Source organism: Arthrobacter sp. SPT-J7, from assembly GCF_059089965.1.
In genome coordinates this window covers 120,718-133,371 of sequence record NZ_JBNHFF010000003.1, presented here as the reverse complement: position 1 = coordinate 133,371, position 12,654 = coordinate 120,718, and the positions used below count along the sequence as shown (strand labels likewise).

The window sequence follows — 12,654 nt, the reverse complement described above, 5'->3', positions numbered from 1 at the left end:
TGCTGGAACGGGTCTTTCCTATCACCGAGGTTATTCCACCCGTCGGCCGAAGCGTAGTTTCATGAACAGCGCGGCCAGCGCGCGCCATCCCAGCAGCAGCGCGCCGAGCACCAAGAACGTCACGATCTGGAATGACAGCGCAAGCCCACCGCCTGCCAGACCGCGCAAGGCGAGACCCACGACCACTGCCGCCAGCCAGACCACGACGCCGGTGGGCCAGATGGCTGCAGGGCGGCGCCAGGCACGCAAGGCTGCCCAGCCAGTCAGTGCCCCGATCAGGAATGGGGTGGCGGTGAGGAGGATGCCGGCGACGGCCAGTCCGTGTTCATGCGTGTTTCGGCCTGCTGCAGCAAAAATGACGATGGCGGCCAGATCCAGGGCCAGCCCACCTGCCGCCAACGGGCGTCCAGCGCGAAGCCGGGGGGAAGTTTCAATCACGACTCCACACTATCGGCCACCGGCGGGCGTACCATTCGGCGGGAGGGCCGAAGTGCCTGAAACAGGGCGGGCCGGAGGGGGAAGGGACATGAAGTTGGCGCAGGTAGCGCTGGGCGTGCAGGACCTCGCCCGAGCGACTGCTTTCTATACCGAACTGTTGGGCTATCCGCCGGCCGGCATCTTCGATCCTCCGGGACTGGTGTTCTTCGATCTCGACGGCGTCCGGTTACTGCTGGAGGTTGGCGCGCCGGCGGCGCTGTTGTACCTTCAGGTGGACTCGGTCCGGGACCAGGTGCAGGAACTGCGCGGCCGCGGAACACCGGTAGTCGAGGAGCCGCACGTGATCTTCCGGCATGCAGATAATGCCTTGGGGCCCGCCGGGATGGACGAGTGGATGGCTTTTGTCCGCGACTCGGAAAGCAACCTGTTGGGCCTTGCAAGTCACGAGCGGGCGGAGTAGAAAGCCGGCGGTTGCACGGGCGGACACAAACCTAGATACTTGTATTCACCAGTACAAGGAAGCAGGGTTGTATGTACGTTCTGACCGTTGACCAGCGCCGGTCGCGCAGCCGCGAGGATCTGGTTCAGGAGGCCATTGAAGCCCTGAACAATGATTCCGCGCGTCCCCTGCTTCGCGGGTTTGAACGTACTGCCGGGGATGAGATGCAGGCGGTGGTTGCAGACGCTTCCGTGGCGGGGGAGATTGCGCTGGAACTGGCTGCCAGCAACAACTGGAGCGTCGGTATCGGCGTGGGCAGGGTTGACGAACCGCTGCCGGACTCCACGCGGGCTGGCTCCGGGGAGGCCTTCGAGCGCGCGCGCGAAGCAGTGACTGCGGCCAAGTTCGCCCCGGGGAACATCGCCGTTTCCGGGGCGAGAGCGGAAGCTGGGCATGCGGAAGCTGTGCTGCAACTGCTGGTATCCGTGGCGCGCAAGCGCAGCAAGGAGGCCCGCGAAGCCGGGGAGCTCAGTGACCAAGGACTCACCCAGCAGCAAATCGCGGACCGGCTGGGCATCACTCAACAAGCTGTCTCTAGCAGGCTGCATAGTGGACTCTGGCACGAGTGGCGTCGGGGACAATCCGCTGCACAAGCACTGCTGGAAGGAGCTGATCGATGAGCGCTGTGGCACTTGTGGTGCTTTGCCTGGCCGCCGCCGTGGCCGGCCCCATGTACTTTGAGCGGTTTCAGGGCGCCGGTAACCGCTGGCTGTACGCCGCCAGCGCCCTCTCGCTGCTTCTTTTGGGGGGCGCCGCGCTGTTGGCGGCGCTGGGACCGGGCGGACTGGGGCCTGCCGCTTATGCCTTGGGCGTGGCGGCGGCCGCGATCGGCGGCGGCCCGGCGACCGTAACCATTCTGCGGTTGTCCTTCAATGCTTCGCACCCGGACAACCACACCGACCCGGAGGAGTCTCCGGTTCTGCGCGGCGGCGCCTGGATCGGAGTCCTCGAGCGGACGGCCATTGCGTCGACTCTGTTGGCCGACTGGCCGGAAGGTCTGGCTGTTGTCCTGGCGGTGAAAGGCTTGGGCCGGTATTCAGAACTCGGCCAGTCCGGCGCCGCCGAGCGGTTCATCCTGGGGACCTTCGCGAGCGTGCTGTGGGCGGCGGCGGCCACCGGTATTGCGGTGCTGGTGCGCTGAGCCGGCCGGGGCCAGTCAGTCCTCAAAGCGGGTGGTTGCCGCGCCGGAGAGCGGTTCGACGATGCCCTGAGCCACGTCACGGAGTTTAACGTTGCGTGCGTTGGAGGCGCGGCGCAGAATTTCCATGGCCTCGAGTTGGCTGCATGAGTTCTGGCCCATGACGATGCCAGCGGCGAGGTTGATGGTGGTGCGGGACTCCAAGGCTGCTGCCAAATGTGCCGTCCGCTTGGCCATCCGGTCTATCCGTTCAGCCAGCAGGAGCGGCTTGGCTGCGATGCGCGCATAGGTGGTGGCGGCAGCAAGAACAGCGCCAGAGAAGCCGTTGCCGCTGCGCTGATAGCAGGACACGACTGCACCTAAGCCGTCGTCGTCCACGCGGAGCGGTACAGCCAGGATGGAACCAATTCCCGCCGACGCCGCATCCGCCATTAACTCGTTCCAGCGGTCCTCCTGTCCGACGTCGCGCACCAGTACGGCGGCGCCGGTGCGTAAGGCGCTCAGGCCCGGGCCGTCGTCGTACTTGGGCTGGTATTCCGCCCATGAAGCCGGGCTGTGGGTGGGGGAGACAGTACGGTCTCGAGGACCGCGCAGCACAAGTACGCTGCACGTCAACTCTCCGCGATCACCAAGGGCGGCGGCGGCTAGCTGAGCCAATTGGTCGAGGAAGTCCTGCAGATCGTCGCTAATGAGCAGCGCGTCCTGCATCTGGTCGATCAACTGTGCCCCGAATTCGGCCTCACTCATGGCAGCCACCCCAGCAAGGCGGGCCATCGCCGGTGGGCATCCAGCCCGCGTTTCGTCCGTCCCGCAACATTATGACGTCGTTTGTTGCCCATGTCACACACCTCCTTTTATGATGGTCACCGGTCAAGGAGCGGCCATGGGGAACTCTTGAGGGGACTGACTATGGATCCCAAATTGCGTGTGGTCGTTCGGGTGGACATAGACCGGGAATCCGCCCAGATTGAAGTCCGCGGACATGTGACTACCCGGAACATCGTGGCGCTTTATTCGCTGGTACGGCGCACCAGCGCGCTGGCGTCCGGTTTGGACGTCATCATCAACCTGCAGCACGCTCGCATTGAAGCTGCGGCACTTGAGGAGCTGCACAACTGCAGCGAGAGCGAGCAATTGCCCGGTTACGTGGCCCCGGAGGGGGAGGGCTGCCGCCTTCAAATCATCGATCCGCCCGGCACCGGCGCCGCCGCAGCCCTAGCCATGGCTGGCTACGCAGGCTGAGCCGGGAGGCCGACAATGACGTTGACCACCGGCGGAGGTTCCGAACCCCAGCCCAGTGCGGACATTCCGAATGCGCCCGATTGCCGGCAGTGTGGCACAGACCGATATCTGATCGTCGAGGAATTTACTCCGCTGCGGATGCTTCCGGACAGCCAGCGGGTGCCGGCGAACGCGAGCTACAGCTGCAGCAGATGCGGTTCCTTCAGCGGGCATGAAGTGCCCGATTCGTGGCGGCCGGTCGGCTGGTTCTGGTACGCCTGAGCTCCTCGCACGTCCACTACATCTGGCACTTCCAACACATCCGGTACGTCCAACTCAGGGGGAGGAACCCACTATGCAGAAGATCACACCGTGCCTCTGGTTTGACGGCGAGGCCGAAGAAGCGGCGCAGTTCTACGTCAAGCTGTTCAAAAACTCGAACATTCTCGACGTTGCGCACTATGGCGAGAGCGGACCCGGCACGGAAGGTCAGGTCTTGACCGTCGAGTTCGAGTTGGACGGCCAGTGCTTTACTGCGCTGAACGGGGGAGCGCAGTTCACCTTCAACGAGGCGGTGTCGATGCAGGTGGACTGTGAGGACCAGGCGGAAGTCGACCGGCTTTGGGATGCCCTGACCGCCGATGGCGGGGCCGAGGGCCAGTGCGGCTGGCTCAAGGACAAATACGGCTTGTCGTGGCAAATCATCCCGTCTGCGCTGCCACGGCTGATCGGTGGACCGGATCCGCAGAAAGCCCAGCGCGCCATGGAAGCGATGCTGCAGATGAAGAAGATCGACATCGACGAACTGCAGCGCGCGTACGACGCAGGGTAGCAGCATCTCCGGGTGGCCGATGTGGCTCTCATGCCCTTGTGGCTTATCTAACGCGGGCGTATACCGGAGGTATGTTCAATCCGGTTGGTTCATTGGTGCATTGGCTGGAATTTTTCGCGTGGAGTGTGGCCCTTGTCGGGCTGGTGGTCTTCCTGCTTGCGGCGGATTCCATAGTGCTCTCGCACCCCCACGGCGGACGGCTGACACAGGACCGCTCCAGGCACGTCACGATGCTGGTAGCCGGTTGGCTTGCCGTCATCGGCGCAGTGACTGGATTCGTCCTGACCGCCATGGCTGTGTGGCACGGCGGTTACTGACCGCTCAAGCCTTCTGGCGTAGCCGCGCAGATGCCTCAGCGTCCGCGGTTATGTAGTTTCTGCCATCTCCTCTGGCAGCGCTATGACATCCACCAAGGCGCCCGACCTCAAGACGGTCATCGGAAACGGAACGCCAATCGCGTCGGCGAAGAGCAGCTTCTGGAGGCTTTCCGCGCTGGAGACATGGCGCCGGCCGGCATCCACCACCAAATCGCCGGGCTTGATCCCGGCGCGTTCGGCGGGGGAGCCGGCAATGACCTCAACCACTCGCAGGGCATCCCGCTGCCCCGAACGAAGGGCCATGTGCGCTGGAAGACGTACCGGCGTGCTCACCAAGCCAAGGTACGCGCGCCGCACCCGGCCACCGCTCATGAGTGCAGAGATGATGCGGCGCGTCGTGGCGTTAATCGGGACCGCCAATCCTAAACCGGTGCCGGCCAAGGCGGTATTGATTCCGACCACGCGTCCCTGGCTGTCGGCGAGGGCGCCGCCTGAATTGCCGGGATTGAGCGCCGCGTCTGTTTGAATCACGTCTTCGATCACGTGCCGGCCGCGGCGCGACCGGGTGGGAATCGAACGTCCCAGGCCGCTGACAACGCCCGCGGTGACCGATCCGGCCAGACCCAAGGGGTTGCCCACGGCAATGACCAGCTGGCCCACCCTTAGCGATTCGGCGTCGCCAAGCTCGGCGGGCGGCGGTGTGTTCGACAGGCCTCGTATGACTGCCAGGTCGGATAAGAGATCAGCGCCCACAATCTCGATCTCCGTTACTTCGCCGTCGGCAAAGGCGGCAGAGCCTGCTTTAGTGCCCGCAACGACATGGGCATTCGTCAGCATAAAGCCGTCCGCGGTGAAGACCACCGCCGAGCCGCTGCCAGCGAGAACCCGACTCCCGGGTCCGTTTCGCACATCGATGGCGGCAACGTGCGGGGTGACGATACCGGCAACACGCATGACTGTCTGGGAGTAGGTGTCCATCGGATCGTGGTCGGAACGATCCGGTTCTATTCCATTGGTGTCCATGGAATTCCTTGAGTACGTCGGCTGTGATGTTCCAACGATCTAGGGCCCGGAGCTAATCCTGAGACTGCTACGCCGTCAGTGAACGCAGCGGCCATCCGGAGGTTGAATGGAGCGAAGCGATGGACAGTCAGGGGAAGTGGCCAGATTCTGCTCACGCGACGGAACCGACCGAGAGTAGGGTGCATTCATGGTTCCGTTTGAGAACTTCTTCGCCTTCGTAGTCACGGCGGCGGTAATCATCGTGATACCCGGTCCCAGCGTGCTCTTCACCATCGGACGGTCCATCGCTTACGGCCGCCGGGCGGGAGTCCTCAGCGTCGCCGGGAACTCCCTGGGGATCATCCCAGCAATCCTTGCTGTCGCATTTGGTGTCGGAGCCATCATCGCAGCATCTGTCATCGCGTTCACCGTCCTCAAAATCGCTGGTGGTCTCTATCTCGTCTGGCTCGGCATTCAGGCCATTCGACACCGCCACGCGCACGTATCAGGAACACCCCGCGTCCCATCATCGTCCTGGAAGCTGCTGCGGCAAGGCTTCGTCGTCGGCTTCACCAATCCCAAAACCCTCGCCTTCTTCCTCGCCGTGCTGCCGCAATTCGTCGAGCCCGCCGCGGGTGCGGTATGGGCGCAACTCCTCCTTCTCGGGCTCACATTTCAAGCTATTGCGCTCGTCTGTGACAGCGTGTGGGCTCTTGCCGCGGGTTCCGCCCGGGCGTGGTTCGCCAGATCACCACGACGCATCTCCACTCTTGCCGGGGCGGGCGGCATGATGATGATCGGCCTTGGCGGCACGCTCGCACTCACCGGCTCCAAGAGTTGATGGGGCTCCGGTTCGCCGGGAAGCGAGGTGTTCCCGGAGTGCGCGGCGAACGGTGGGGTAGAGGTGCCATTGATGACCTAAGGGCAGGCAGGTTGTTTAGTGCTTGCGCAGTGCTGCCCAGGCTTGGAATCCGCCGATCAGGTCGGTCGCACGGGCCAGCCCCAGCCGTTGCAGGGTGCGTGCAGCGAGGCTGGAACTGTAGCCCTCATTGCAGACGACCACTATCCGCCGACCGGGGTCGTCAGCCATCGGGAGCCGGTGGGGGCTGGAAGGATCGAGTCGCCACTCGAGAACGTTTCGGTCAACGACGACGGCTCCCGGAAGTTCACCGTCGCGGTCCCGCAGCTCGACCGGCCGTGTGTCAACAACGAGGGCGCCCGCTGCCATCTCCCGCTCAAGATCCGAAGCGTGAACACGCTCGAGCCCGACGCGGCTCTCACGTAGCAATTGGTTGATCGTCAGAGTCCCGGGGGAGTCGCTCGGATCTGGACTGCACTGGCCGGTCGCGCCGCCGTCGTCGGACACAGGAATCTGCTTCACCGTTTTCCTCGCTTTGACTGCTGGTCGGTCGGTCGTTGCACCATGAAGCCAAATGATGAGCTACTTGGGGCTTCCATATCAAGGGTATGGAGGCTCTTGGGTAACCGGGAGATGCGAACGAGGCTCAAAGCCGGGCCCGCCCCTCAGGGAAGTACTACTTGACATAATGTGGATTATCGGCGTTACGAATAGGGCTGGGCGAGGAGCGTTATGTCGCAGCGCGCCAGCAAATCGGCATGCACTAACGCCAACGATCTAGACAGCTAAGGCTCGCAGAAATCTTTCCTCCCATATGGCGCGACGTCGGTTGGCCAGCACGAACCCATGTCTTGCTGCAGCGTCCACAAAAGCTGGCACGCATGACCAATCCGCCGCGAACGCCGATGCAGGTATCGATCACGAGGGCATGCTGAGTTTGCTAGCATCCCGCGAGCACCTCGTGTATGCGTGGCTGCCCCTGCCGCGTTGCAGCCCTCAGGCATCGGCCGGGCAAACCCATCCGGATACCGCCAGCTCCACGGACCCAGCCCCGGCTGGCACCGCCCCGCTCGGTCCTCGGCGGCCCGATCCGGCGTAGGTTGACATAATCCTGCGCCATGGCTGGCCGCCCGCATGGCGCAGGATCAGTATTGCGCTGTGGCAGTTCAGGCGCCGACGTACGCGGCGAGATGTTTACCGGTCAGGGTGGAACGGTCAGCAACCAGTTCGGCCGGCGTTCCTTCAAAGACGATCCGGCCGCCTTCATTGCCGGCGCCCGGACCTAGATCGATGATCCTGTCAGCGTGCGCCATCACAGCCTGGTGGTGCTCGATGACGATGACGGATTTTCCGGAGTCCACCAGCCGGTCCAGCAGGCCGAGCAATTGTTCGACGTCGGCCAGGTGAAGTCCGGTGGTTGGCTCGTCGAGGATGTAGATGTCGCCCTTTTCGGCCATTTGCGTGGCCAACTTGAGCCGCTGCCGTTCTCCTCCGGACAAGGTGGTGAGCGGCTGCCCCAAGGTGAGGTAGCCGAGGCCGACGTCCGCCAACCGGTCCAGGACCTTATGCGCAGCCGGAGTACGCGCCTCGCCGGAGCCGAAAAACTCTTCGGCCTCGGTCACGGACATCGCCAGCACTTCCGCAATGTTCTTCTCCCCCAGCGTGTACTCCAACACCGCCGCCTGAAAGCGCTTGCCTTCGCATTCCTCGCAGGTCGACTCGACGGTCTCCATGATGCCGAGCTCTGTGTAGATGACACCGGCGCCGTTGCAGACCGGGCAGGCGCCCTCCGAATTTGAGCTGAAAAGCGCCGGCTTGACGCCATTGGCCTTCGCAAATGCTTTCCGAATCGGCTCGAGCAGCCCGGTGTAGGTTGCCGGGTTGCTGCGCCGCGAACCGCGGATCGCACCCTGGTCGACCACCACCACGCCTTCGCGGCGGGCGACCGAGCCGTTGATCAGCGAACTTTTGCCGGAACCAGCGACCCCAGTCAGGACGCAGAGAACTCCCAGCGGAATATCGACGTCGACGCCTTGCAGGTTGTTCGTGGTAGCGCCGCGGACCTCCAGAGCACCCTTGGGATCGCGCACGGTTTCTTTAAGGGTGGCCCGGTCATCGAGGTGCCGGCCGGTCAGCGTGTCGCTGGCACGCAACCCGTCCACGCTGCCCTCGAAGACCACTTCTCCGCCCGCAGTGCCGGCGCGCGGTCCAAGGTCGATCGCGTGGTCGGCAATCGCGATGGTCTCCGGCTTGTGCTCCACGACCAGCACCGTGTTGCCCTTGTCCCGCAGCTGCAGCAGCAGCTGGTTCATCCGCTCGATGTCGTGCGGGTGCAGTCCAATCGTGGGCTCGTCGAAGACATAGGTCACGTCCGTGAGGGAAGAGCCGAGATGCCGGATCATCTTGGTACGCTGCGCCTCTCCCCCGGACAGGGTGCCCGAGGGCCGATCCAGGGAGAGGTAGCCGAGGCCAATTTCCCTGAACGAGTCGAGCAGGTGCTGGAGCCCGGCGACCAACGGGGCCACCGAAGGCTCGTCCAGCTCCCGGACCCAGTCGGCCAGGTCGGTAATCTGCATCGAGCAGAGGTCGGCGATATTCCGCCCCCGGATCTTCGACGACAGCGCCTCCTGGGCCAGCCGGGTGCCGCCGCAATCGGGACAGGTCGCGAAGGTGATCGCCCGGTCCACGAAGGCCCGGACGTGGGGCTGCATAGCCTCACGGTCCTTGGAGAGCATCGATTTCTGGATTTTGGGGATCAGCCCTTCATAGGTGAGGTTGATGCCCTCGACCTTGATCTTGGTGGGCTCGGCGTAGAGCAGCTGGTGCAGTTCCTTCTTGGTGTACTTGCCGATGGGCTTTTCCATCGGCAAGCCGGCACCGCTGAAAATACGGCCGTACCAGCCGTCCATGCTGTAGCCGGGCACGGTCAGCGCGCCCTCCGAAAGCGACTTGGTGTCGTCGTAGAGTGCGGTCAGATCGAAGTCACTTACCGAGCCCATGCCCTCACAGTGCGGGCACATGCCGCCCAGCCGGTGGAACGTGGCCTTTTCGGCCTTGGTCTTGCCCCCGCGCTCCACGGTAATGGCGCCGCTGGCCTTCACCGAGGGAACGTTGAACGAATACGCATTGGGTGAGCCGATGTGCGGGTCCCCCAGCCGGCTGAAAAGGATCCGCAGCATCGCGTTGGCGTCCGTCACCGTTCCGACAGTGGACCGCGGGTTGGCGCCCAGCCGTTCCTGGTCAACGATGATCGCCGTGGTCAGGCCTTCGAGCACGTCCACCTCGGGCCGAGCCAACGTGGGCATGAAGCCCTGTACGAAGGCGCTGTACGTCTCGTTGATCATCCGCTGGGACTCCGCGGCGATGGTGGCGAACACCAGCGAACTCTTGCCCGAGCCGGAGACTCCGGTGAAGACGGTCAGGCGGCGTTTGGGGATCGCCACGCTGATGTCCTTGAGGTTGTTCACCCTCGCGCCCTGCACGGTGATCAGGTCGTGGCTGTCTGCGGCGTGCATCGGCCGCGGCTGCGAGTCCGTCGTCGTGGCCGTGCTCATCGTGTCTCCATCCGTAGGCCGGGGTCACCGTTGCGGTCGCTGACGGTGAAAATATCCATGACGGTAATGCTAGCCGTGGCACGGAAGCCGGCGCTTCTCCATTCCTGACCGGTCTGACCGGTCTGGCCGGCAGCCCTCGTCGGCACCCGGGGCGCCCCAGGCCCCGCCTGTCAGGCGGAGGTCTCGCCGACTGCCGCCAACGCCTTGCGCGCGCGGCCCAGCGGCCCGCTGATGTTCAAATCGTCGGCCAGCCGGTCGAGCCGCTCCGCTTGGCCACTGTCCGGTGCCCTGAGACGGCTGTCAAAACTTCCGAGGTCCAGGTCCCGGACCACATTGACGACAGTGGGCGCGACCTTGAGGTAGTCGGCAGACTCGGCAATCTTGGCCCGAAAGCGCGCGGACATGGGGGCCTGCGGGTCTGCTGCCGCAGCGACGATCCCGTCCAAACTGCCATAGTCCTTCAGCAGCCCGGCTGCCGTCTTGTCGCCGATGCCGGACACCCCGGGCAGGCCGTCGGAGGTGTCTCCGCGCAGCGTGGCGAAGTCCGCGTACTGGACAGGCAGCACGCCGTACTTGCGCACCACGGACACGTCCGTCAGGACCTCCAGATTACTCATCCCCCGTGCGGTGTAGATCACGCGGACTTCCCGCTCGTCGTCCACCAGTTGGAACAGGTCCCGGTCCCCGGTCACAATGTCGACGGGAACGTCGGCTTGGGCTGCCAGGCTGCCGATCACGTCGTCGGCCTCATGATGGTCAGCTCCGACGACGGCGAGTTCAAGCGCGGCGAGCACCTCGCGGATCAACGGCAACTGGGCCACCAGCCCCGGCGGGGTCTCTTCAACGTCGGCGCCGCCCGGCACGGAGGAGGCAACGCGGTGGCGCTTGTAGGTCGGAAGCAACTCCACCCGCCACGAGGGACGCCAGTCGTTGTCCCAGCAGGCAACCAGGTGGGTGGGCCGGTAGTCGGTGACCAGCCGGGCCACAATGTCGAGCAACCCGCGCACCGCGTTCACCGGTGTGCCGTCCTTGGCCTTGATCGAGTCGGGCAAGGCATGGAAGGCACGGAAATACAGCGATGCGGTGTCAAGGAGCATGAGTCGTTCGTCCACAAGTTGCCCTTTCGCTGCTGGCGAGGACCAAGTCCACCGGAGTTGGTACTACCTTAGTGGCATGAATCACGGCAGCCGGAGGAACTGGAGTTGTTCGGTGTTGCTGGTGACAGCGGCAGCGTTGCTCACTGCATGTTCCGGCGCACCCGCAGACCTCTCCCCCGCCACCCCGGCCGCTAACCATCCAGTGTCGGCAGCGGTGGACCAAGGCCGCGCTCATTACACGGACCGTGTGGTCAACCTGCTGATCACCAACATTTCCGCAGAGCCCTTGCTGGTGACGTCAGCCAGCCTGCATTCACCGCTGTACGACGGAGCGGCGGACTGGAAGCCCACCCGCACCGGCGGGACCAGGGTCCCGGCCGGCTCAACGGTCAGCCTTCCGGCAGAGCTGCCGCCGGCCCAGTGCGCGGCCGGGCAGCCGGCTGCGGCACATCGGATAACAGTGACGATGGACAGTGAGCCCTCAGGGTTGACCACGGTGCAAGTCCAGGCCAGCGATCCGCACAACGTTCTCTCCCGCAACCACTCCGACGACTGCTTGGCGCAGGCTGCAGCTGCGGTGGCAGAACTCCGGATTCACCGGACGCTGGAAGTGTTGCCAGGCAGTGGCTCGGCAGTCGTTGGAATAGACGTGCAGCCGTCCGGCGGGAAGGATTCGATGGTCATCGAGTCTTTTGGCACCACCACGCTGCTGGACGAGGACGGCAAGCACGCGTGGCCCAGGAACCTCCGCGTGCACGGAACGGACCCGGCGTCCCGCCTGAGTCTGCACATTGTGCCGATGCGCTGCGACCTGCATGCCCTCGCCGAGGACAAACTGGGCACCAAGATTCCGGTGACCGTAACGGCCGGTAGCCGGCACGGCATCCTCCGGCTGAACGCCGGGCACGACTTTGACCGGGCGGTGTACCGTTTCATCACCGAAGCCTGTGCTGCTAGGGGCGAGACGGGGTGACGGCAGGCGGCTGCCTGTGCCGGGCGCCTTCCTCGGCGTGTGCCGGGCGCCTGCGGCGGCGCACCTGCGCCTAAACTGACAGCTGTGACCGACTACTCTGCCGAGCAACTGCGGGATCTAGTCCAGGCTTTGGCCGGCTCCGGTGAACCTGCCCCGATCCTGCAAATCGGCGACCCGATGCTCCGCCGCCCGGCCGCGGAGTTCGACGGGCAACTGGACGCTGCCGATCTCAGCGCCCTATTGGAGCTGATGCGCCGGACCATGCACGCTGCCCCCGGCGTCGGACTGGCCGCTCCGCAAATCGGTGTCCCGCTGCGGATTGCGGTCCTTGAAGATACGTTCGACGCGGGGCCTGAGGTGGCCGAAGCCCGGCAACGCGCCCCACTCCTCTACTTCGCGATCATCAATCCCTCCTACCGCGCCATCGGCGAGGAAACGGCAGCCTTCTATGAGGGGTGCCTGTCTTTCGCGGGATACCAAGGCGTGGTGGAACGGCACCGAAGCGTGGAGCTGGACTACGACCAGCCCGACGGCGGCCACCGGCGCGAAAACTTCACCGGCTGGCAGGCCAGGATCGTGCAGCACGAGACCGACCACTTGTCCGGCACCATCTACGTGGACAAAATGCTGCCCCGGTCGCTCTGCGGCAACGCCGAATACGTCCGCTACTGGGCGCAGCCAACAATTGACCGGGCACGCGCCGGCTTGAACTTCTAGCCGACGC

The 12,654-nt window shown here is 64.5% G+C and carries 15 protein-coding genes; 9 read left to right on the top strand and 6 right to left on the bottom strand.

What is annotated here, in order from left to right; genetic code table 11:
- Positions 1-30: 30 nt before the first annotated feature.
- Positions 31-438 carry a DUF3054 domain-containing protein gene (locus tag AC5RWX_RS06050; RefSeq protein ID WP_493939063.1) on the bottom strand — a complete coding sequence of 136 codons (408 nt, stop codon included), beginning with the start codon at positions 436-438 and terminating at the stop codon, positions 31-33.
- A gap of 88 nt (positions 439-526) precedes the next feature.
- On the opposite strand from AC5RWX_RS06050, the gene AC5RWX_RS06045 reads away from it, so the two are divergent.
- The 3 genes from AC5RWX_RS06045 (at position 527) to AC5RWX_RS06035 (ending at position 2,078) form a co-directional block, all read left to right on the top strand.
- Positions 527-898 (top strand): VOC family protein, encoded by a 372-nt coding sequence (locus tag AC5RWX_RS06045; protein WP_493957648.1) that lies wholly within the window; start codon positions 527-529, stop codon positions 896-898.
- A gap of 71 nt (positions 899-969) precedes the next feature.
- Complete coding sequence (locus tag AC5RWX_RS06040) at positions 970-1,557, top strand: sigma factor-like helix-turn-helix DNA-binding protein (protein WP_493939061.1); 588 nt, start codon at positions 970-972, stop codon at positions 1,555-1,557.
- The gene (locus tag AC5RWX_RS06035) at positions 1,554-2,078 is read left to right on the top strand and encodes a hypothetical protein (protein ID WP_493939060.1); all 525 of its coding nucleotides are present in this window, start codon (positions 1,554-1,556) and stop codon (positions 2,076-2,078) included. Before AC5RWX_RS06040 ends, AC5RWX_RS06035 begins: the two co-directional genes overlap by 4 nt.
- 15 nt (positions 2,079-2,093) lie before the next feature.
- On the opposite strand, the gene AC5RWX_RS06030 is transcribed toward AC5RWX_RS06035, so the two are convergent.
- Positions 2,094-2,822 (bottom strand): GAF and ANTAR domain-containing protein, encoded by a 729-nt coding sequence (locus AC5RWX_RS06030; RefSeq protein ID WP_493957647.1) that lies wholly within the window; start codon positions 2,820-2,822, stop codon positions 2,094-2,096.
- Positions 2,823-2,984: 162 nt separating this feature from the next.
- Between AC5RWX_RS06030 and AC5RWX_RS06025 the strand changes: the two genes are divergently transcribed.
- The 3 genes from AC5RWX_RS06025 to AC5RWX_RS06015 all read left to right on the top strand — a co-directional run bounded on the left by AC5RWX_RS06025 (position 2,985) and on the right by AC5RWX_RS06015 (position 4,445).
- Complete coding sequence (locus tag AC5RWX_RS06025) at positions 2,985-3,317, top strand: hypothetical protein (RefSeq protein ID WP_493943125.1); 333 nt, start codon at positions 2,985-2,987, stop codon at positions 3,315-3,317.
- Positions 3,318-3,651: 334 nt separating this feature from the next.
- Positions 3,652-4,128, top strand: a complete 477-nt coding sequence (locus AC5RWX_RS06020) for a VOC family protein (RefSeq protein ID WP_493939057.1) — start codon at positions 3,652-3,654, stop codon at positions 4,126-4,128.
- 71 nt (positions 4,129-4,199) lie between these two features.
- Entirely contained in the window at positions 4,200-4,445 is a 246-nt protein-coding gene (locus AC5RWX_RS06015; RefSeq protein ID WP_493939056.1) for a hypothetical protein, read from the top strand.
- 48 nt (positions 4,446-4,493) lie between these two features.
- Here the strand turns inward: AC5RWX_RS06015 and AC5RWX_RS06010 are convergent, their stop codons facing one another.
- A complete protein-coding gene (locus AC5RWX_RS06010; RefSeq protein ID WP_494097058.1) occupies positions 4,494-5,468 on the bottom strand; it encodes a S1C family serine protease in 975 nt (324 codons plus the stop codon).
- Positions 5,469-5,655: 187 nt separating this feature from the next.
- Between AC5RWX_RS06010 and AC5RWX_RS06005 the strand changes: the two genes are divergently transcribed.
- A complete protein-coding gene (locus AC5RWX_RS06005) occupies positions 5,656-6,288 on the top strand; it encodes a LysE family translocator (protein WP_493957645.1) in 633 nt (210 codons plus the stop codon).
- A gap of 96 nt (positions 6,289-6,384) precedes the next feature.
- On the opposite strand, the gene AC5RWX_RS06000 is transcribed toward AC5RWX_RS06005, so the two are convergent.
- The 3 genes from AC5RWX_RS06000 to AC5RWX_RS05990 all read right to left on the bottom strand — a co-directional run bounded on the left by AC5RWX_RS06000 (position 6,385) and on the right by AC5RWX_RS05990 (position 10,957).
- The gene (locus AC5RWX_RS06000) at positions 6,385-6,828 is read right to left on the bottom strand and encodes a rhodanese-like domain-containing protein (RefSeq protein WP_493957644.1); all 444 of its coding nucleotides are present in this window, start codon (positions 6,826-6,828) and stop codon (positions 6,385-6,387) included.
- 644 nt (positions 6,829-7,472) lie between these two features.
- Entirely contained in the window at positions 7,473-9,860 is a 2,388-nt protein-coding gene (locus tag AC5RWX_RS05995) for an ATP-binding cassette domain-containing protein (protein ID WP_493957643.1), read from the bottom strand.
- Positions 9,861-10,030: 170 nt separating this feature from the next.
- Positions 10,031-10,957, bottom strand: coding sequence for a 5'-3' exonuclease (locus AC5RWX_RS05990; RefSeq protein ID WP_493939052.1), 927 nt, complete (start codon positions 10,955-10,957; stop codon positions 10,031-10,033).
- Positions 10,958-11,069: 112 nt separating this feature from the next.
- Between AC5RWX_RS05990 and AC5RWX_RS05985 the strand changes: the two genes are divergently transcribed.
- Positions 11,070-11,930: a hypothetical protein gene (locus AC5RWX_RS05985; RefSeq protein ID WP_493957642.1), complete on the top strand. Its 861-nt coding sequence runs from the start codon at positions 11,070-11,072 to the stop codon at positions 11,928-11,930.
- Between the two features lie 84 nt (positions 11,931-12,014).
- A complete protein-coding gene (locus AC5RWX_RS05980; RefSeq protein WP_493939050.1) occupies positions 12,015-12,647 on the top strand; it encodes a peptide deformylase in 633 nt (210 codons plus the stop codon).
- Positions 12,648-12,654 lie beyond the last annotated feature (7 nt).

Excerpts from the sequence above, each read along its gene's own strand:
- AC5RWX_RS06020 (WP_493939057.1), top strand. The coding sequence starts at position 3,652 with ATGCAGAAGATCACACCGTGCCTCTGGTTTGACGGCGAGGCCGAAGAA.
- AC5RWX_RS05995 (WP_493957643.1), bottom strand. The coding sequence starts at position 9,860 with ATGAGCACGGCCACGACGACGGACTCGCAGCCGCGGCCGATGCACGCC.
- AC5RWX_RS06045 (WP_493957648.1), top strand. The coding sequence starts at position 527 with ATGAAGTTGGCGCAGGTAGCGCTGGGCGTGCAGGACCTCGCCCGAGCG.
- AC5RWX_RS06040 (WP_493939061.1), top strand. The coding sequence starts at position 970 with ATGTACGTTCTGACCGTTGACCAGCGCCGGTCGCGCAGCCGCGAGGAT.
- AC5RWX_RS06005 (WP_493957645.1), top strand. The coding sequence starts at position 5,656 with ATGGTTCCGTTTGAGAACTTCTTCGCCTTCGTAGTCACGGCGGCGGTA.
- AC5RWX_RS06015 (WP_493939056.1), top strand. The coding sequence starts at position 4,200 with ATGTTCAATCCGGTTGGTTCATTGGTGCATTGGCTGGAATTTTTCGCG.
- AC5RWX_RS06025 (WP_493943125.1), top strand. The coding sequence starts at position 2,985 with ATGGATCCCAAATTGCGTGTGGTCGTTCGGGTGGACATAGACCGGGAA.
- AC5RWX_RS06035 (WP_493939060.1), top strand. The coding sequence starts at position 1,554 with ATGAGCGCTGTGGCACTTGTGGTGCTTTGCCTGGCCGCCGCCGTGGCC.
- AC5RWX_RS06030 (WP_493957647.1), bottom strand. The coding sequence starts at position 2,822 with ATGAGTGAGGCCGAATTCGGGGCACAGTTGATCGACCAGATGCAGGAC.
- AC5RWX_RS05990 (WP_493939052.1), bottom strand. The coding sequence starts at position 10,957 with ATGCTCCTTGACACCGCATCGCTGTATTTCCGTGCCTTCCATGCCTTG.
- AC5RWX_RS06010 (WP_494097058.1), bottom strand. The coding sequence starts at position 5,468 with ATGGACACCAATGGAATAGAACCGGATCGTTCCGACCACGATCCGATG.